We start from the raw sequence: 17,913 nt of genomic DNA, 5'->3' as shown, positions 1-17,913 counted from the left end.
GATCTGGCGGAGGGATTAGGGGGATCAGGCGACGTTGCGGGCCTGGCCCGCCAGCTCTGAGAGCAGCTCGCTATTCTCGATGGTGATATATTTACCTTTCACCGCCAGCATGCCGCTTTTCTGGAAACGACCCAGCAGACGGCTGATGGTCTCGACCGTCAGGCCCAGATAGTTGCCGATATCGCCACGGGTCATTGTCAGACGGAACTCGCGAGGCGAAAAACCGCGCTGCGCGAAACGGCGGGACAGATTATAGATAAAGGCCGCCAGACGCTCTTCCGCGTTCTTTTTGGAAAGCAGCAGAATCATATCCTGATCGCCTTTAATCTCGCCGCTCATCAGACGCATCATCTGCTGACGCAGATTCGGCATCTTACCGGAAAGGTCATCCAGCGTTTCAAACGGAATTTCGCAGACCATTGAGGTTTCCAGCGCCTGGGCAAAGCTCGGGTGAAGACCGGTACCGATGGCGTCAAAACCGACCAGATCGCCCGCCAGGTGGAAGCCGGTAATCTGCTCGTCACCCTGCTCGGTGATGGTATAGCTTTTGATGGTGCCAGAACGAATCGCATACAGTGATTTCAGCTCATCACCGGCTTTGAACAAGGTCTGTCCTTTCTGGATAGGCTTTTTACGCTCGATGATATTATCCAGCTGATCAAGCTCATGCTCGTTCAGAGTAAAAGGGATGCAAAGCTGGCTAATGCTGCAATCCTGACAATGAATTGCGCAACCGCCAGACTGAATGCGTCGAATAATTCTCTTTTCTGGGATCATAGGTCTGCTCAAGCCTTAATTGATATTGGTCAATTTTAACATCTTTTTGGAGAGCAGGTAAGTCTCGAACCGAGGAAACACGTAATATTAAAAGGGGAAATCAATAGTCGCGCTTATGCTGTTGATAAACAATAACATGTCAGTTCAGACTGGATTGTAAAGTTACCCGATGCTTCCGATAAAAGGCACGTAGCGTCAAAGCAGCAGATACCCCTCATGGCGCAATAACCACTCTTTGCGCTGCACCCCGCCGGCGTATCCGGTCATGGTGCCGTTACGTCCAATCACGCGATGGCAGGGCACCACGATACTCACCGGATTGGCGCCGTTAGCCGCGCCAACCGCGCGTGCGGCGCCCGGACGGCCGAGAGCTTCAGCCAGCTGGCCGTAGTGCATCACCTGTCCGCAGGGAATCGTGCGCAGGGTTTGCCAGACTTCACGCTGAAAAGGCGTGCCCGCCGTGGCGGTGGGCAAGGTTGCAATGATGCTGAGATCGCCGGCGAAATAGGCATCAAGCTTTTGACTCAACCCGCCGGGGTCACGCGAAGCAACGCGTTGATAGCCTTCGCGGCGGTAATGCACTTCAAGCAGCTGTTCCATCCGGTCGCTATGCTCTTCCCACTCAACGGCGCGTAGACGGAACTGTTCGTCGCAAAGAATCCATAGCGGCCCCAGCGGGGTGTCGATTTTGTCCTGCAGCAGTACCAGCATCTTGTCTCCTTGTCGCCTGATTCAACAGATAATATTGCCGTAGATCGACAAGATATCACGCCTGTCGGGTTGCCAACTATACTCCATAAAGATAAACGCCGGGGGACGCTGGTATCGGTTTTCGTCGCCTCGTGGGTGAGCTTTTCTGGACGGAGGAGCGTTCAGTTCACCTCCCGAAATCGTTTGTCAGTCGTGCCCGGGTGAGCGGGCATCAGCTCAGCTATCGGCGACGCCATGAGTCATCTGTACAGGCATTCTTTGGGTCAACGACTTGCCGGCTCCGGGCGCAGTTCCGGCGTTGGCGAACCCTGGAGGTATCGATATGCAATATATTCTGACTGGTGTTTTGATGTTGATTATCAGTGGGTTATTGTTAAATGCGGCCGCTTTGCTGATCGAGTCTGTGTATAAGCAGGTGAAAGAGATGCAGTTAAAGAAAAAACCGCTGTAATCGTGAAGAATGCCGCGTCGCGTTGCGCGGAGGGTGGCCAGAAGCTGGCCACCCGGTTCCTCTAGTGCAGGCGCGGATAAATGCCCGGGCCGATCGGCAACCCCAGCAGATACCACGCCACCAGCATCAGCAGCCAGACGGCGAGGAAGATCAGCGGATAGGGCAGAACGAGGGAATAGTAGGTTCCGAGTCTGGCATCCGGGCGATAGCGTTGCAGGAAGCCAAGAAACAGCGGCACAAACGGCGAGACCGGTGCCAGCGGCAGGACCGAAGAATCGGCGATACGAAACAGAATTTGCGCAAACGCCGGGTGAAAGCCGAGCAGCATAAACATGGGCACAAAGATTGGCGCCAGAATGGACCAGATCGCCGAACCGCTGGCGATAAACATGCACAGAAATGCCGACAGCAGTGCCAGACCGACAAAAGCCGGCACGCCGTTTAGCCCCGCCTGTTCCAGTAAATCCGTCAACCCGACCGCCATAAATTTCCCCATATTGCTCCAGTTAAAAATGGCGACAAACTGGGCCAGCGGAAACACCATCACGATAAATCCGGCCATCTCTTTCATCGGTTCGATCATTAAGGGCGGTAAATCCGCCTGACGGCGAATCTTGCCAGTGGCGATACCGTAGGCCAGCGAAACGAAGATAAAGAAAAAGATGATGAGCGGCACAATGCCTTTAATAAAAGGCGAAGGCATCACTGTGTGGGTGAGCGGGTCGCGCAGAATACCGTTTTCCGGCACCACCATTGCGGCAATCAGGGCAATAAACACCAGCGCGGCGATACCGGCAACCCGCAAGCCGAAACGTTGCTCAGGCGTCAGCGTCTGTAATCCGTCCTCGCTGCACCTTGCCATTGACCCAGCCGGGGTTCGACAAGTTTATCGGTGATGAGCCCGCCGACCAGCGTCAGGACGATCACCGAACTGGCCATAAAGTACCAGTTATCGATCACGCTGACATGCAGCGCGCTATCCAGCGTCTTTGCCGCTTCGCTACTGATGCCGGAGAGCAGCACATCGGTGGTGACGATCAGCAGATTGGCGGTAAATCCGCAGCCGACGCCGGCAATGGCCGCCAGTAACCCCGCCACCGGATGACGACCGACGGCGAGGAACATCAGCGCGCCCAGCGGCGGCATAATGACCAGCGCGGCATCGGAGGAGATGTGGCTAAAAAAAGCGATAAACAGCACCATGTAGCTGGCATAACGCGCGCTGACGTGCGAGGCCATTTTGACCATCAGCGCCGGCAGCAGCCCCACGCGCTCGGCAAGCCCGGCGCCGAGAACCAGCGCCAGAATCGCCCCCAGCGGGGCGAAACCGCTGAAGTTCTTGATAACGTTAGGCAGAAACCAGTGCAGCCCCTCGATGCTGAGCAGGTTCTTTACCACCACGGTTGACCCATCCGTCGGGTTGATTGCCCCAACGTCGAAGGCGGAGAGTACCGCGGTGGCTATCGCCAGCGCGACGATCAAATAGATAAAAAGCAAAAAAGGATGCGGAACCTTATTACCGATCTTTTCAACCCAGCCATACAGCTTTCCGCTGGGGGAAGGCGACGGTATGGATGACATACTCATGGGCATTCCTCAGTCGTCGTTGTGTTAGTTGTTGTAGTCGTTGTAGTGTTCGTGATGGTTTTATTATTTTAAAGGTGACGGTGTCACGTTTTCCGGGGTTGGGCATTGATAGGCCCGTTCCGCCAGCTGCTGCGCCAGTTCTTGTTGACCGGCTTGCAGCAGCGTCTCATCGGTAAGCAGACGGATAGCCGTCGCGGCAAGAACTTTCCCCGCCAGCAGCATCCCCTTATGAGCGATAGAGGTTCGCCCCTGGCTGACCAGCTGCCAGGTAAGCAGCGGCGTGCCGACGGCAAAGCAGGGACTGAAACATTGGGCGACCGGGATCTTCCAGCTGACGTCGCCGACATCGGTTGAACCGGCCAGAATGTTATCCGTCGCCGCCCACGGGGCTACTTCGTCGATAAGCACCGTTTCACGATGGCGGCGGGCGAAGCGTTTGCCCTCGTCACCGCCGGTTGCGGCAATATTTTTCAGGCTGTTGCTGAGGTCATTTTCGCTCAGGGTGGCGCGAATCTCGCTGGCGAAAGCGCGTTCTTCATCGCTCCACTGCGGGGTACCATAGTGGCAGACGGCCTGATACATCGCCGCCTCCAGCGTGCGGTTGGGCAAATAGCTGGAGCAGGCCTTATCGAAACGACAGCTGACCGTGGTTTCGGTCATCAGCGCCGCGCCCTGGGCGATTTTCTCAATACGCGCATAGATTTGCTGCGCATCGGCCATCTCCGGCGCGCGAATCAAATAGAGCACTTCCGCCTGCGCCTGGACCACGTTGGGCGAAATGCCGCCGCTATCGGTAATCGCATAGTGGACGCGGGCTTTCTCAATAATGTGTTCGTTGAGAAAATTGCTGCCGGTGGTCATCAGCGTCACCGCATCCAGCGCGCTCCGGCCAAGGTGTGGGGAATTGGCGGCGTGGGCGGCGGTGCCGCTAAAACGCCAGGCCGCCTGGATATTCGCCAGCGTGCTGGTGCTGAACATCCCGGCGTAGGCTTCCGGGTGCCAGGTCAATGCCGCATCCACGTCATCAAACAGTCCTTCGCGCACCATAAAGGTTTTACCGGAACCGCCTTCCTCGCCCGGGCAGCCGTAGAAGCGAATGGTCCCGCCGCCGCCGTGCTGCTGGAACCAGTTTTTACTCGCCACCGCGGCGGCCAGCGCCGCGGTTCCCAGCAGATTATGCCCGCAGCCGTGGCCGTTTTCTCCCGGCGTTGCGCTGGTCGGCCGCGCGCAATGCGCCTCCTGACTGAGTCCGGCGAGCGCGTCATACTCTCCCAGCAGGGCAATGACCGGCTGGCCGCTACCGTAGCTGGCAATAAAGGCGTTCGGGATGCCGCCCACCTCACGGCTGAGCTGAAAGCCTTCCGCCTGCAGAGCATCGGCTAAGCGTCCAGCGGACCAGAACACTTCAAAACGGGTCTCCGGATGATCCCAAATCTCATCGGCAATGGCGCTAAATTCAGCTGCGCGTGAGGCGATCGTATCATCGACAAAGCGGTAAATTGTCTCCATTAAACACCTCGCTGCCACGGAAAGTTGAGCGCGGCGCGGGCCAGCGTTTCGACCGCCATCGCCATCACGCTCTCATCGAAATCGAATTTCTCGTTGTGGTGACCGGCGCTGAGTTCGGTGCCGAAAATCATGTAGGAGGCCAGGCCGTTGCGCTGCTGCACCCGGGCCATCATCAGGGTGGCATCTTCGGAACCCGCGGGGGCGGCGATGCGGTCGATAGCCTGCCTGACGCCGGGCACCAGGGCTGCCTGTTCGCGCAGATAGGCCACCCACGTCGGCGACGGCGCGCTGGCGGTGGCCGCGCCCATCAGACGCAGGTCGACGCTGGCGCCGTACATCGCCGCGGCGCCTGCGATAACGGACTGCGCGCGTTCAAAAACGTATTGATTGATGGCTTCGGTTTCGCCACGGGTTTCCACTTTCAGCAGCGCGCCGGAAGGCACCACGTTCCGGCCGGTTCCCGCCTGCATGACGCCAACGTTAACCCGCGACGCGCCTGCGCTGTGCGGCGCTATCGCGTGCAGACCAAGCGCCGCCTGCGCGGCGGCCAGCAGGGCGTTGCGTCCGTCTTCCGGCTTGCCGCCGGCATGGGCCGCGACCCCGGTGAAGGTCACGTCAAATTTGGTGGTGGCCATAAAGTTATCGCCGCCGCAGACGACCGTTCCGGCGGGGACGCCGGTGCCGATATGGATCGCGGTAAAATAATCGACGTTATCCAGCACGCCGGCGGCTACCATCGCCCGCGCGCCGCGGGTGCCTTCTTCCGCCGGCTGGAAAATCAGCTTGATCGTCCCGTGTAAACGATCGGCATAGTGCTTCAGCACATGGGCCAGTCCCAGGCCAATAGCGGTATGGCCGTCATGGCCGCAGGCGTGCATCATCCCCGGGTTGCAGGAGGCAAAGTTATCGCGAAATGGACGATGCTGGCTATCGGTGTCTTCATTCAGATCGAGGGCATCCATATCAACCCGGAAGGCGAGGGTCGGGCCCGGGCGGCCGGTATCCAGCGTGGCGACGACGCCGGCGAACCCTCCTTCAAATGCGCTAAGCCACGGCTCCGGGGCGCCCTGCTGGCGGGCCCGCGCAAACTCATGCGCCAGCGTGGCCTCATCCGGTAGGCCCATCCGGCTGTCGGCATCGATAACGTCGCGGCCCAATGCCAGATCGTAGCCTAGCCGGTGGAGTATCTCCGCGACTTTACTGGCGGTACGAAACTCGACCCAGCCCGACTCGGCATAGTGGTGTAAATCGCGACGCCACTGCGTCATTTCCGGCATCAGCTGGTGGATGTATTGCGTGAGTAACGGCATAACCTGTCCTGTCATAGTTTAAATATGTGATGTGCTTCACGGTGTGATAGCTTTTGCTTATCACTGATGGGTTTTTACGCATCGGATTCTTACGTTGCCACAACGCTATGCATTACAGTAGATGCCAGTTTCTTCTGTCTGATAAACAATGGTTATCACTACGACGATGTCTTTTCAGATCAAATTTCATCAAATTCGCGCCTTCGTTGAGGTGGCGCGTCAGGGCAGCATCCGCGGCGCCAGCCGGGCGTTAGCGCTGTCGCAACCGGCGTTGACCAAGGCCATTAAAGAGCTGGAAGAGGGGCTTTGCGCCCAGCTGTTCGTGCGCCGCAGTCAGGGGGTGGCGCTAACGGAAAACGGCGAAAGCTTTTATCAGCACGCCAGCCTGATTCTCGAAGAGCTGCGGGCGGCGCAGGAGGATCTGCTGCAGCGCCAGGGGGAGTTGACCGGGCAGATCAATATCGGCCTCGGGGCGAGCGTGGCGCGTTCGCTGATGCCATCGGTTATCTGTCGTTTTCACCAGCAGCATCCGCTGGTGAAGGTACGGATTATGGAGGGCCAGCTGCTGTCGATGATCAACGAACTGCGTCAGGGCGAACTCGACTTCACCATCAATACCTATTACCCCGGGCCATACGATCATGAATTCAGCTTTGAAAAGCTGTTTGAAAAGCCTTTCGCGGTGTTTGCCCGGGTGGGGCATCCCGCGGCGAAGGCGACGTCGATCGATCAACTGCTGGACTATAGCTGGACCATGCCAACGCCGCGCGGCAGCTATTTTAAGCAGTTACAGGATCTTTTTAGCCACCGTGCGCAAATCCCCCACGTCGGTATCGTTTGCGAAACCTTTTCTTCCTGCATCAGTCTGGTGGTGCAGAGCGATTTTCTGAGTATTTTGCCGGTTGAACTGGGCAACGATCCGATGATCGCCGATAAGCTGGCGATGGTTGCGGTGAGAGAGCCGTTGCCAAAAGCCACCTATTATCTGATTCAACGGCGGGACTCGCGCCAGACGCCGCTGACGGCCTCGCTGATCACGCAGTTTCGTCGGCAAAGTCGCCATCAGTTTCCGTCCTGAAGTCCGACGGTTTAAATTGTCGCCGCTTGCCGACAAACGCATTGAGGCGGGGGAGCGCGGCGGCTATAGTAGCCTGCGGTAGCAGCCGGAGGAGTGCTCATGAATCTTGACGACAAATCGCTATTTCTTGGCGCCATGGAGGACGTCCAGCCACTGAAACGTAATACTGACGTTCATTGGCATCCCGAGCGGAATACCCGCCCGCCGCAGCGCATCGATCCCCTGCAGCTGGATAACTTTCTCACCACCGGTTATCTCGACGTACTGCCGCTGGCGACGCCGCTGGAATTCAAGCGTGAAGGGCTGCAGAACGGCGTGCTGGAAAAGCTGCGGCTGGGCAAATATAGCCAGCAGGCGAGCCTTAATCTGCTGCGCCAGCCGGTAGAGCAGTGCCGACAGATGCTGTTTGCCTTTGTGGTGCAGGCGCGAAAAGAGGGGTTGCGCAATCTGCTGATCGTACATGGTAAAGGGCGGGAAGATACCTCACACGCCAATATCATTCGCAGCTATCTCGCCCGCTGGCTGGTGGAGCTACCTGAAGTTCAGGCGTTCTGCGTGGCCTCTGCGCACCACGGCGGCAGCGGCGCGTGTTACGTTGCGCTGCGCAAATCCGCCGAGGCCAAACAGGAAAACTGGGAGCGGCACGCCAAACGTAGCCGCTAGCGCAGCAACAATGTCAGCTCCCGGGCCGCTTTTTGCAGCTCGGGCAGCACCCGATCCAGCATCTCGCGGGTGGACACCTGCCCGGCATGCACGCCGACGTTCAGCGCGGCCTGTACCTGCCCCTGCGGGTTGAATAACGGCACCGCCAGGGAACGTAACCCCATCTCCAGCTCCTGATCGTTGAGCGCGTAGCCCTGCTGGCGCACCCGCTTCAGCTCGGCGCGCAGCTTATTGACCGAATCTACCGTCTGTGGGGTGTAGTGAATCATTGTCACCCGCGCCAGCATATCGTTCAGCTTCTCTTCCGGCTGATGGCTTAGCAGCACGCGGCCCATCGAGGTTGCCCACGCCGGCAGGCGGCTGCCGATATCCAGATCGATGGTCATAATCCGCGAACTGGAGGCGCGAGCGATGTACAGAATATCGTCGCCGTCGAGGGTGGCGATAGAGCAGGATTCGTTAAGCATCTCGCTCAGGTGCTTGAGTACCGGCTGTGCCGAACGCGCCAGCGGCGTTGAGGCTAACCACGCGTGGCCGAGGGCCAGAATGCGCGGGCGCAGCTGGAAATTCTTGCCGTCTTCCGCATAGACAAACCCCAGTTTTCCCAGGGTATACAGGCAGCGGCGGACCGCCGCGCGCGGAATACCGGTCTTCTGACTGATTTGCGAGATCGACAGCACCGGGCGCTGCGGAGTGAAAGCCTGAATCACTTCCAGCCCGCGGGCCAGCGAGGCCATAAAGTTCGGATCGCCCTTAAACGGATCGCTATCGCCCGTCAGTAAATCATCTGGATGCTTCTCCATTGTCCTCTCCATATTTGCCATCGATCACATTCTTTCGCTAAAGATATACGATGTTCGATTATCGCACCATATTTCGATTATCGCCCTTGACCCACATCGTTAAGCGGGTCACATTTTGTGCGAACAACGAATAAAAGTGCGATTACCGCACATAAAGGAGCGACCTGATGATTGATAAAAGCGTGTCGACGCTAAGCGATGCCATCGCCGGGATCCACGACGGCGCGACCATCATGATTGGCGGTTTTGGTCCCGCCGGTCAGCCAACCTATCTGATCGATGCCCTGATTGAACAGGGCGCCCGCGATCTCACCATTATCAACAACAACGCGGGCAATGGTGAAGTGGGCCTTGCGGCACTGCTGAAGGCCGGACGGGTGAGAAAAATGGTGTGCTCTTTCCCGCGCCAGGTTGACTCGCAGATTTTTGACGATCTGTACCGTCGCGGCAAAGTCGAACTGGAGCTGGTGCCGCAGGGCAACCTCGCGGCGCGAATTCAGGCCGCCGGCGCCGGTCTGGGGGCGATATTTACCCCCACCGGTTACGGCACGCCGCTGGCGGAGGGGAAAGAGACCCGCGAAATCGACGGTCGGCATTATGTTCTGGAGTACCCGATTAAGGCCGACTTTGCGCTGATCAAAGCGCATCAGGCGGATCGCTGGGGCAACCTGGTGTATCGCAAAGCGGCGCGTAACTTCGGCCCCATTATGGCCACCGCCGCCAAAACGACCATTGTTGAAGTTTCTCGTCTGGTGAGCCTGGGCGACCTTGACCCAGAAAATATCATCACGCCGGGGATTTTTGTCCAGCGCGTCTTCTCGCTGGAAAACCTGACCATCGCCCGGAGCGCCTGAGGAGTCTGCCATGCAAAAATTAACCCGTGATGAGATGGCCCAGCGCGTGGCCCGCGATATTCCGCAAGGAGCCTACGTGAACCTGGGGATTGGTTTACCGACGCGTATCGCGAACTATCTCCCGGCCGATAAAGAAGTGTTTTTACACAGCGAAAATGGCCTGTTGGGAATGGGCGGCAAACCGCAACCGGGCGAAGAGGACCCGGAGTTGATTAACGCCGGTAAAGAGTACGTGACCTTGCTGCCAGGCGGATGTTATTTCCACCACGGTGACTCCTTCGCCATGATGCGCGGCGGCCATCTTGATATCTGCGTGTTGGGGGCCTATCAGGTTTCCGCTCGCGGCGACCTGGCTAACTGGAGCACCGGCGCGCCGGATGCGATTCCGGCCGTGGGCGGAGCGATGGATCTGGCCATCGGCGCGCGGCAGGTCTTCGTGATGATGGACCATCTGACCCGCGACGGCGAGTGCAAGCTGGTTGAGCATTGCAGCTATCCGCTGACCGGCGTCGGCTGCGTCAGCCGGATTTACACCGATCTTGCGGTCATTGATATCACCCCGACGGGGCCGGTGGTGCGGGAAATCTTTAACGGCCTCTCTTTTGAGGAACTGCAGCGCATCACTCCGGTGGCGCTGACCTTCGAACATCTGGCGGAAAGCGCATAAGGAACCTATGATGAATCAGGCATTTATCTGTGATGCGGTGCGTACACCGTTTGGTCGTTTTGCGGGAACTCTGGCGGCGGTACGCGCCGACGATCTGGCCGCACTGCCGCTGAAAGCGCTGCTGGAGCGTAATCGAGGGCTGGATCCCGCGCGTATCGATGATGTGATTTACGGATGCGCCAACCAGGCCGGGGAAGATAACCGCAACGTCGCGCGGATGGCGCTGCTGCTGGCCGGGTTCCCGGAAACGGTGCCGGGCAGCACCATTAACCGCCTGTGCGGTTCGAGCCTGGATGCCATCGGTATCGCCGCGCGCGCGATTAAGAGCGGTGAAACTCAACTGATGATTGCCGGCGGCGTGGAGAGCATGTCGCGTGCGCCGTTTGTGATGGGCAAGGCGGAGAACGCCTTTAGCCGCAGCATGAAAATGGAAGATACCACCATCGGCTGGCGCTTTATCAACGCGCAAATGAAAGCGCGGTATGGCGTTGATTCCATGCCGGAGACCGCCGAGAACGTGGCGCATGATTTTGCCATTTCACGGGCCGACCAGGATGCTTTCGCGCTGCGTAGCCAGCTGCGTACCGCCCAGGCGCAGGAAGCCGGGCGCTTTGCCGATGAGCTGATTGCGGTCTCCATCGCGCAGCGTAAAGGCGACCCGCTGCTGTTTACCCGCGATGAACACCCGCGCAGTACCTCCGCGCAAGCGCTGGCTAAGCTTAAAGGCGTGGTGCGTCCGGACGGCTCGGTGACCGCCGGGAACGCCTCCGGGGTTAACGACGGCGCCTGCGCGTTGCTGCTGGCGAGCGAACAGGCGCTGAATGCCAACGACCTGCAGCCGCTGGCTCGCGTGGTCGGCGTGGCGACGGCCGGGGTAGCGCCAAGAATTATGGGCTTTGGCCCGGCGCCGGCGGTGCGTAAAGTGCTGACGCAAACCGGGCTAACGCTGGCGCAAATGGACGTGATTGAACTGAACGAAGCGTTCGCCGCGCAGGCGCTGGCGGTTACCCGCGATCTCGGTTTGCCTGACGATGCGCCGCACGTCAATCCGAACGGCGGGGCGATTGCCTTAGGTCACCCTTTGGGGGCCTCCGGCGGGCGTCTGGCGATGACCGCCGCCTACCAGCTTCGGCGCACCGGCGGGCGCTATGCGCTGTGTACCATGTGTATCGGCGTCGGCCAGGGGATTGCGCTGATTATTGAACGTGTTTAAGGAGCCGAAATGAGTTTGTTGACCCCGATGTTGCGCACCAGTCCGCTGACCGCCTGGTTTAGCGATGCGCAACGGGTGCAGAGCATGCTGGATTTTGAAGCGGCGCTGGTCCGCGCCCAGGCGGCCTGTGGCGTGGTGCCGCAGGCCGCCGTCGCGCCGATCGTCAACGCCTGCCGGCATTCGGCGATCGATTTTCCCGCCCTGGGGCAGGCGGCGGCCAGCGCGGGCAATCTGGCTATTCCGCTGGTGAAACAGCTCACGGCCTGCGTCAAGGCGCAGAATGACGAGGCGGCGCGCTATGTTCACTGGGGCGCCACCAGCCAGGATGCCATTGACAGCGGTCTGGTTTTACAGCTGCGCGGAGCGCTGGATGAGACGGCGCTGCTGCTGCAACGGCTGATTGACGGATTCGCCCTGCAGGCGGAACGCTATCAAAATACGGTGATGCCAGGGCGGACGTGGATGCAACACGCGCTGCCGGTGACCTTTGGCCTGAAGCTGGCGGGCACTCTTGATGCGCTGCTGCGCTGGCAGCAGCGTCTGCGGGAAATGCGCCCCCGGGCGTTGGTACTGCAGTTTGGCGGCGCGGCGGGAACCCTGGATTCATTGAAAAAAGACGGCCCGCAGGTTGCTGAACAGCTGGCGAAAGCGCTCGGCCTGGCTTTACCGGATACGCCGTGGCACAGCCAGCGTGACCGGGTGCTGGAAGTCGGCGCCTGGTTCGCCGGCGTCTGCGGCACGCTGGGGAAGTTTGCCAACGACTTCGCGTTACTGATGCAAACCGAAGTGGCGGAGGTCGGCGAACCGGTGGCAGAAGGGCGCGGCGGTTCGTCAACGATGCCGCACAAACGTAACCCCATCGCCTGCAGCGCGATTTTAACCGCCGCCCAGCGTACGCCTGGCCTCGTGGCAACCCTGTACGCCAGCCAGATTCAGCAGCACGAACGCGCCCTCGGCGGCTGGCAGGCCGAATGGGAGACCCTTCCGCAACTGATAACCCTGGTCGGCGGCGCGCTGGCGCAAAGCGAGGCGTTGGTCCGCGAGATGCAGGTTTTCCCGCAAAAGATGCGTGCCGATCTGGATCTGACTCACGGTTTAATTATGGCGGAAGCGGTGACCTTGGCGCTGGCGGAGTTTATTGGTAAAGCCGAAGCTCATCATTGCATCGAGGCGCTGTGCCGGCAGGCTATCGACCAGTCTCGCCCGCTGCTGGCGCTGCTGAAAAGCGATCCGCAGGTCAGCCAGTATCTTTCCGTTCCCCGTTTAACAACGCTGCTGGACCCGGCGACGGCTACCGGCAGCGCCGAACTTTTTGTGCGCCAGGTCGTGGCGCGTTACAAGGAGCAACGTCATGAACCTTGATTATCAACTCGACGGGCCGGAAGGCGCGCCGGTGATAGTTCTTTCCAACTCCCTGGGGACCACCCGGGCGATGTGGCAGCCGCAGCTGGCAGCCTTAACCCGCCAGTTTCGCGTGCTACGCTACGATAGCCACGGCCATGGCAAGACCCGCAAATCCGGGAAGGTGACCCTCGCGCAGCTTGGCGAGGATGTGATTGCGCTGCTCGATCATCTGAATATCGCCAAAGCCTGTTTCTGTGGCATCTCAATGGGCGGCCTGACCGGGCTGTGGCTGGGCCGTTTTGCCCCTGAGCGTTTTGATGCAATTGTCGTGGCCAACACCGCGGCACGCATTGGCGATCAGGCCAGCTGGCTGTCCCGCGCGCGGGCCGTGCGTCAGGAAGGGATGACGGTGGTGGCGGCCGGGGCGGCGGACCGCTGGTTCACCCGCGCCTTCCGCCGCAAGGCGCCGGACGTGGTGGAGACGCTATGTCATCAGCTGACCCACAGTGATGCGGAAGGCTACGCGGCGTGCTGTGAAGCGCTGGCGGCGGCGGACCTGCGTGGGGAGGTCGGGCAGATTGGCATGCCGACATTGATTATTGCCGGGGAAAGTGACCCTGTCACTACCGTGGCGGACGCGCACTTTTTGCAGCAGCAGATCCCCAACGCGCAAATGGTGGTGCTTCCCGCCTCGCATCTCTCCAGTATCGAAGCGCCGGCCGCTTTTAGCGCCGCCTTACTGCAATTTTTAAGCGGAGAACACCATGGACGATAAAGCACGTTATCAGCAGGGCATGAGCGTGCGCCGCAAAGTTCTGGGCGATGCACACGTTGACCGCACCTTGCAAAATCTGACGCCGTTAAATGAAGAGTTTCAGGATCTTATTACCCGCTATGCCTGGGGCGAAACCTGGACCCGACCGGGACTGGACCACCACACCCGCAGTATGATCACCATCGCCATGCTGATTGCTCTTAACCGCGAAGCGGAGCTGAAAATGCACCTGCGCGCGGCGTTCAATAATGGGGTGACCCGCGATGAGTTAAAAGAGCTGATCATGCATTCCGCGCTGTACTGCGGCCTGCCGGCGGCAAATGCGACGCTGCACCTCGCCCAGCAGGTGTTTGCTGAACTTGATACCAAAGAGGCGTGATCTCCTCGCTTCCCACCGGGCGCGCAACAGACGCTGCCCGGTGATTCCGCCGCCGCATTGCATCCCACGTCCCACTCCCGGCCTGTCGCTTTCATCGCTCTCATAGACCGTTACGCTGACAAAACGTGCGATCTTCTTGACACCATGTTGACAAATAACTGCCTGGTCAGTAATTTCATTTGCAATTATTGACCAGGCAAATAACATGACGCATCGTCCGGGTATGATTAATAATAAATTCCACTTAGGTTTGTTGATTCACCTGGCAAACCAGTTCAAAGACCAGCTGATTAGCCAGTACTTCTCCGGCATGGATATCACCGCCGCGCAGTTTAAGGTGCTGATCAGTATCTACAAAGGCGTTACCAGTCCGGTTGAGATCAGCAAAAATCTGGTCATGGACGCCGGCGCCATGAGCCGGATGGTGGCTCGCATGGTCAAGCGCGATCTCATCAGCCGCTCGCCGCATCCACAGGATAAACGCCAGGTCATCCTGGCATTAACCGACAAAGGGCAGCTGATCTGCGAGCGCTTTGTCAATGAAGCACTGGCCTCGATCATCAGCGATCTTACCGCCCGTCTTACCGCCGATGAATCTCGCTTACTGGTAGAGCTACTGACAAAAATGCTGCCGGACGAGATCGTCGCTCCTCATCGCTAACGTATTCAATAAGGTCCTGACAAGATGGAAACCACCGCTGCACAACAGGCTGAGCGCGGCAGCAAGCGCAAACGCAACTTTATTATTCTGCTGATTATTCTGCTTCTCGCCGCCGGGGGCGGACTGGCGTGGTATCTGCTGTATGCCCGCTTCTATGAGTCCACCGACGATGCCTATGTCAACGGCAACCAGGTGACGCTGACTCCGCAGATCGCGGGGACGGTGACTCAGGTAACCGTCGATGAAGGCGACTTCGTGCAGAAAGGACAGCCGCTGGTGCTGCTCGACCCGAGTGATACCGAAATCGCGCTGCAGCAGGCGGAAGCCAACCTCGCCAATACGGTACGCCAGGTCCGCGGGCTTTACAGCACGGCGGATAACTACCGCGCGCAGGTGGCGGCGAAGAAGGTGGCACTGCAGACGGCGCAAAACGACTACGCGCGTCGTCAGCGTATTTTCCAGAGCGGCGCGATTGCCGCCGAAGATCTCGCGCATTACCGCGATGCGGTCACCAGCGCGCAAAGCGATTTAACCGCCGCGCAGGAGGCGTTGCGCACCAATACCGCGATGGTGGATGACACCGTGATCGACAGCCACCCGGAAATCAAAAGCGCCGTCGCCACGCTGCGTCAGCGCTATCTGGATAATTCGCGTAGCACCATCGTGGCTCCGGTTAGCGGCTACGTGGCGAAGCGAGCGGTCCAGCTCGGGATGCGCGTCGATTCCGGCACCACGCTGATGGCTATCGTGCCGCTGAACGAGGTGTGGGTCGACGCTAACTTCAAAGAGAGCCAGATGAAAGAGATGCGTCTGGGGCAAAAGGTGACCCTCAATGCCGATCTCTACGGTGACGACGTGGAATACCACGGCACCATTGAGAGCCTGGGGATCGGTACCGGCAGCGCGTTCTCGCTGTTGCCGGCGCAGAACGCCAGCGGCAACTGGATTAAAATCGTCCAGCGTCTGCCGGTGCGTATTACGCTGGATCCGCATGACATGCAGAAAAACCCGCTGCGCGTGGGGCTGTCAATGAACGTCAGCGTCGATATTCGCGATGCCGGGGGACACCTGCTGCCACAGCAAACCGTGAGCAGCCCGCGTTTCACCACCGATGTGTATCAAAACCCGCTGGCGGAAGCGGACAAACTGGTGGCTAAAATCCTTCATGACAACAGCAAAGCGGTAGCCGCAGGCGCCCGTTAAGAGAGACGTTATGCAAGATAAGGCCGCTTTTACCCCGCCCAGTATGTGGCTGGCGGTGCTCGCGCTGTCGCTGGCCACGTTTATGCAGGTGCTGGACTCGACCATCGCCAACGTCGCGTTGCCAACCATCGCCGGCAACCTCGGGGTCAGCGCCGATCAGGGCACCTGGGTTATCACCTCCTTTGCGGTGTGTAATGCCATTGCTCTGCCGCTGACCGGCTGGTTTACGCGCCGCTTTGGCCAGTTAAAACTGTTTATCGGCTCGGTGGTGATGTTTACCTTCACCTCATTTCTGTGCGGCTTCGCCCACAGCATGACCGAGCTGATTATCTTCCGCGCCCTGCAGGGGTTCTTTGCCGGGCCGATGTTTCCGATGTGCCAGACGCTGCTGCTGGTTATCTTCCCGTCGAGCAAACGCAGCATGGCGCTGGCGCTGCTGTCGATGGTGACGGTGGTGGCGCCGATTGTCGGGCCGATTACCGGCGGCTGGATCACGGATAACTACTCCTGGCCGTGGATCTTCTATATCAACGTGCCGATCGGCATTTTCGCGACGCTGGTGGTCTGGACGCAGATGCGCGCGCGCGAGGAGACCACCACCCATGCGCCGATTGATTATATCGGCATCGCGCTACTGGTGCTGGGCGTCGGTCTGCTGCAGGTGGTGCTGGATAAAGGTAACGACCTCGACTGGTTCGCCTCCACGCACATTGTGGTGATGTCGACGATATCGGCTATCTCGCTGGTGGCCTTTGTTATCTGGGAGCTGGGCGAGCGCCATCCGATCGTGAATCTGCGCCTGTTTAAGGACCGAAACTTTACGATTGGTACGCTGTCGCTGACGCTGGGCTACGCCGCCTTCTTCGCCATCAACATTATCCTGCCGCAGTGGCTGCAAACGCAGATGGGCTATACGGCGATCTGGGCCGGTCTGGCCGCCGCCCCGATGGGGATCCTGCCGCTGATGATGACGCCGATTATCGGTCGCTACGCCAACAAGTTTGACCTGCGGATCCTGGCCTCGCTCTCATTCCTGACGATGGGTGCCTCCTGCCTGATTCGTGCGCAGTTCAATACCGACGTCGATTTCCGCACCATTGCGGAAGTGCAGCTGTTTATGGGGATTGGCGTGGCGTTTTTCTTTATGCCGATCACCACGATTGTGCTGTCGAACCTTAACGGTGCCGAGGTGGCGGAAGGCTCCGGCCTGGCGACATTCTTCCGCGTGCTGGGGGGATCATTTGCCTCATCGCTCACCACCTGGATCTGGTCGCGTCGGGAAGTGTTCCATCATGCCAATCTGACGGAGAGCGTGTCCGCATACAATCCCGCGGCGGTGGACTATGTCGAAAAGATGGGCGGGGCGACGCAGCAGCATATGGCGCTGATCGATAAAACCATTGAGCAGCAGGCCTATATGATGTCGACCATCGACTACTTCTGGCTTTTGGGCTGGGGGTTTATGGCGCTGATTGTGGTTATCTGGTTTGCCCGTCCGCCGTTCAGCCGCGCCGGGGCGCCGGGCGCGCCCTCTGCCGGCCACTAGCCGTCAGCGATGGCAATATCAAAAGGGCCGTAACCTGACGCGTTACGGCCCTTGCGCTTATCGCGCGGGGAGATTAGCGCGACGAACAGCCCGCGCACTGCCGGTTCTGAATCTGCTGGAAGAAGTCGTTGCCTTTGTCATCCACCAGAATGAACGCCGGGAAATCTTTCACTTCAATCTTCCAGATGGCTTCCATCCCCAGTTCCGGATAGGCCACGCACTCCAGGCTGCGGATGCTCTGCTGCGCTAGTACCGCGGCCGGGCCGCCGATGCTGCCGAGGTAGAATCCGCCGTGCTGATGGCAGGCATCGGTCACCTGCTGGCTGCGGTTGCCTTTGGCCAGCATGATCTTACTGGCGCCGTGGGACTGCAGCAGATCGAC

18 protein-coding genes and 1 pseudogene are annotated in these 17,913 nt (G+C 59.3%); 12 read left to right on the top strand and 7 right to left on the bottom strand.

Annotated elements, in window-relative coordinates; translation table 11 throughout:
• Window positions 1–24 precede the first annotated feature (24 nt).
• Together fnr and ogt are read right to left on the bottom strand one after the other, a co-directional pair.
• Window positions 25–777: a fumarate/nitrate reduction transcriptional regulator Fnr gene (gene fnr, locus ACI2JR_RS24540; protein ID WP_132732000.1), complete on the bottom strand. Its 753-nt coding sequence runs from the start codon at window positions 775–777 to the stop codon at window positions 25–27.
• A gap of 195 nt (window positions 778–972) precedes the next feature.
• Entirely contained in the window at window positions 973–1,488 is a 516-nt protein-coding gene (gene ogt / locus ACI2JR_RS24535) for a methylated-DNA--[protein]-cysteine S-methyltransferase (RefSeq protein ID WP_132731999.1), read from the bottom strand.
• A 322-nt stretch (window positions 1,489–1,810) separates the two neighbouring features.
• Here ogt and ACI2JR_RS24530 point away from each other — a divergent pair, with 322 nt between their 5' ends.
• Window positions 1,811–1,939: a hypothetical protein gene (locus tag ACI2JR_RS24530; RefSeq protein ID WP_279388017.1), complete on the top strand. Its 129-nt coding sequence runs from the start codon at window positions 1,811–1,813 to the stop codon at window positions 1,937–1,939.
• 61 nt (window positions 1,940–2,000) lie between these two features.
• Here the strand turns inward: ACI2JR_RS24530 and abgT are convergent.
• The 3 genes and pseudogenes from abgT to ACI2JR_RS24515 form a co-directional block, all read right to left on the bottom strand.
• Window positions 2,001–3,526, bottom strand: a pseudogene (gene abgT / locus ACI2JR_RS24525) (p-aminobenzoyl-glutamate transporter).
• 63 nt (window positions 3,527–3,589) lie between these two features.
• Window positions 3,590–5,035, bottom strand: a complete 1,446-nt coding sequence (locus ACI2JR_RS24520; RefSeq protein WP_462479684.1) for a M20 family metallopeptidase — start codon at window positions 5,033–5,035, stop codon at window positions 3,590–3,592.
• Entirely contained in the window at window positions 5,035–6,345 is a 1,311-nt protein-coding gene (locus tag ACI2JR_RS24515; RefSeq protein ID WP_132731996.1) for a M20 family metallo-hydrolase, read from the bottom strand. Before ACI2JR_RS24515 ends, ACI2JR_RS24520 begins: the two co-directional genes overlap by 1 nt.
• 166 nt (window positions 6,346–6,511) lie before the next feature.
• Between ACI2JR_RS24515 and ACI2JR_RS24510 the strand changes: the two genes are divergently transcribed.
• Together ACI2JR_RS24510 and smrA are read left to right on the top strand one after the other, a co-directional pair.
• Window positions 6,512–7,423 carry a LysR family transcriptional regulator gene (locus ACI2JR_RS24510; protein ID WP_462479683.1) on the top strand — a complete coding sequence of 304 codons (912 nt, stop codon included), beginning with the start codon at window positions 6,512–6,514 and terminating at the stop codon, window positions 7,421–7,423.
• Window positions 7,424–7,522: 99 nt separating this feature from the next.
• Window positions 7,523–8,086 carry a DNA endonuclease SmrA gene (gene smrA / locus ACI2JR_RS24505; RefSeq protein WP_462479682.1) on the top strand — a complete coding sequence of 188 codons (564 nt, stop codon included), beginning with the start codon at window positions 7,523–7,525 and terminating at the stop codon, window positions 8,084–8,086.
• Here smrA and ACI2JR_RS24500 read toward each other — a convergent pair.
• On the bottom strand, window positions 8,083–8,889 hold the full coding sequence (locus ACI2JR_RS24500) for an IclR family transcriptional regulator C-terminal domain-containing protein (RefSeq protein ID WP_462479681.1): 807 nt from the start codon (window positions 8,887–8,889) through the stop codon (window positions 8,083–8,085). The two genes, smrA and ACI2JR_RS24500, sit on opposite strands and share 4 nt — an antisense overlap.
• A gap of 167 nt (window positions 8,890–9,056) precedes the next feature.
• On the opposite strand from ACI2JR_RS24500, the gene ACI2JR_RS24495 reads away from it, so the two are divergent.
• The 9 genes from ACI2JR_RS24495 to ACI2JR_RS24455 all read left to right on the top strand — a co-directional run bounded on the left by ACI2JR_RS24495 (window position 9,057) and on the right by ACI2JR_RS24455 (window position 17,531).
• On the top strand, window positions 9,057–9,743 hold the full coding sequence (locus ACI2JR_RS24495; protein WP_132731992.1) for a 3-oxoacid CoA-transferase subunit A: 687 nt from the start codon (window positions 9,057–9,059) through the stop codon (window positions 9,741–9,743).
• Window positions 9,744–9,753: 10 nt separating this feature from the next.
• Window positions 9,754–10,410, top strand: coding sequence for a 3-oxoacid CoA-transferase subunit B (locus ACI2JR_RS24490; RefSeq protein ID WP_462479680.1), 657 nt, complete (start codon window positions 9,754–9,756; stop codon window positions 10,408–10,410).
• A 10-nt stretch (window positions 10,411–10,420) separates the two neighbouring features.
• Window positions 10,421–11,623, top strand: a complete 1,203-nt coding sequence (gene pcaF, locus ACI2JR_RS24485; protein WP_132732013.1) for a 3-oxoadipyl-CoA thiolase — start codon at window positions 10,421–10,423, stop codon at window positions 11,621–11,623.
• 9 nt (window positions 11,624–11,632) lie between these two features.
• On the top strand, window positions 11,633–12,985 hold the full coding sequence (locus ACI2JR_RS24480) for a 3-carboxy-cis,cis-muconate cycloisomerase (RefSeq protein WP_462479679.1): 1,353 nt from the start codon (window positions 11,633–11,635) through the stop codon (window positions 12,983–12,985).
• A complete protein-coding gene (gene pcaD, locus ACI2JR_RS24475) occupies window positions 12,975–13,742 on the top strand; it encodes a 3-oxoadipate enol-lactonase (protein ID WP_132731989.1) in 768 nt (255 codons plus the stop codon). The genes ACI2JR_RS24480 and pcaD overlap by 11 nt, the downstream gene beginning before the upstream one ends.
• The gene (gene pcaC, locus ACI2JR_RS24470; protein ID WP_462479678.1) at window positions 13,732–14,121 is read left to right on the top strand and encodes a 4-carboxymuconolactone decarboxylase; all 390 of its coding nucleotides are present in this window, start codon (window positions 13,732–13,734) and stop codon (window positions 14,119–14,121) included. Before pcaD ends, pcaC begins: the two co-directional genes overlap by 11 nt.
• A 205-nt stretch (window positions 14,122–14,326) precedes the next feature.
• The gene (locus tag ACI2JR_RS24465; protein WP_132731987.1) at window positions 14,327–14,782 is read left to right on the top strand and encodes a MarR family transcriptional regulator; all 456 of its coding nucleotides are present in this window, start codon (window positions 14,327–14,329) and stop codon (window positions 14,780–14,782) included.
• 24 nt (window positions 14,783–14,806) lie between these two features.
• Window positions 14,807–15,985 carry an efflux RND transporter periplasmic adaptor subunit gene (locus ACI2JR_RS24460; RefSeq protein ID WP_462479677.1) on the top strand — a complete coding sequence of 393 codons (1,179 nt, stop codon included), beginning with the start codon at window positions 14,807–14,809 and terminating at the stop codon, window positions 15,983–15,985.
• A 10-nt stretch (window positions 15,986–15,995) separates the two neighbouring features.
• Window positions 15,996–17,531, top strand: coding sequence for a DHA2 family efflux MFS transporter permease subunit (locus ACI2JR_RS24455; RefSeq protein ID WP_132731985.1), 1,536 nt, complete (start codon window positions 15,996–15,998; stop codon window positions 17,529–17,531).
• A gap of 73 nt (window positions 17,532–17,604) precedes the next feature.
• On the opposite strand, the gene ACI2JR_RS24450 is transcribed toward ACI2JR_RS24455, so the two are convergent.
• The coding region (locus ACI2JR_RS24450) for a fumarate hydratase C-terminal domain-containing protein (RefSeq protein WP_462479676.1) at window positions 17,605–17,913 on the bottom strand (309 nt) is incomplete at its 5' end.

Source organism: Klebsiella sp. NPDC088457 (assembly GCF_044900465.1).
In the GTDB taxonomy this organism is placed as follows: domain Bacteria; phylum Pseudomonadota; class Gammaproteobacteria; order Enterobacterales; family Enterobacteriaceae; genus Klebsiella.
The sequence above is the reverse complement of the archived record's forward strand: the minus strand, read 5'-3'. Positions and strand labels throughout refer to the sequence as shown.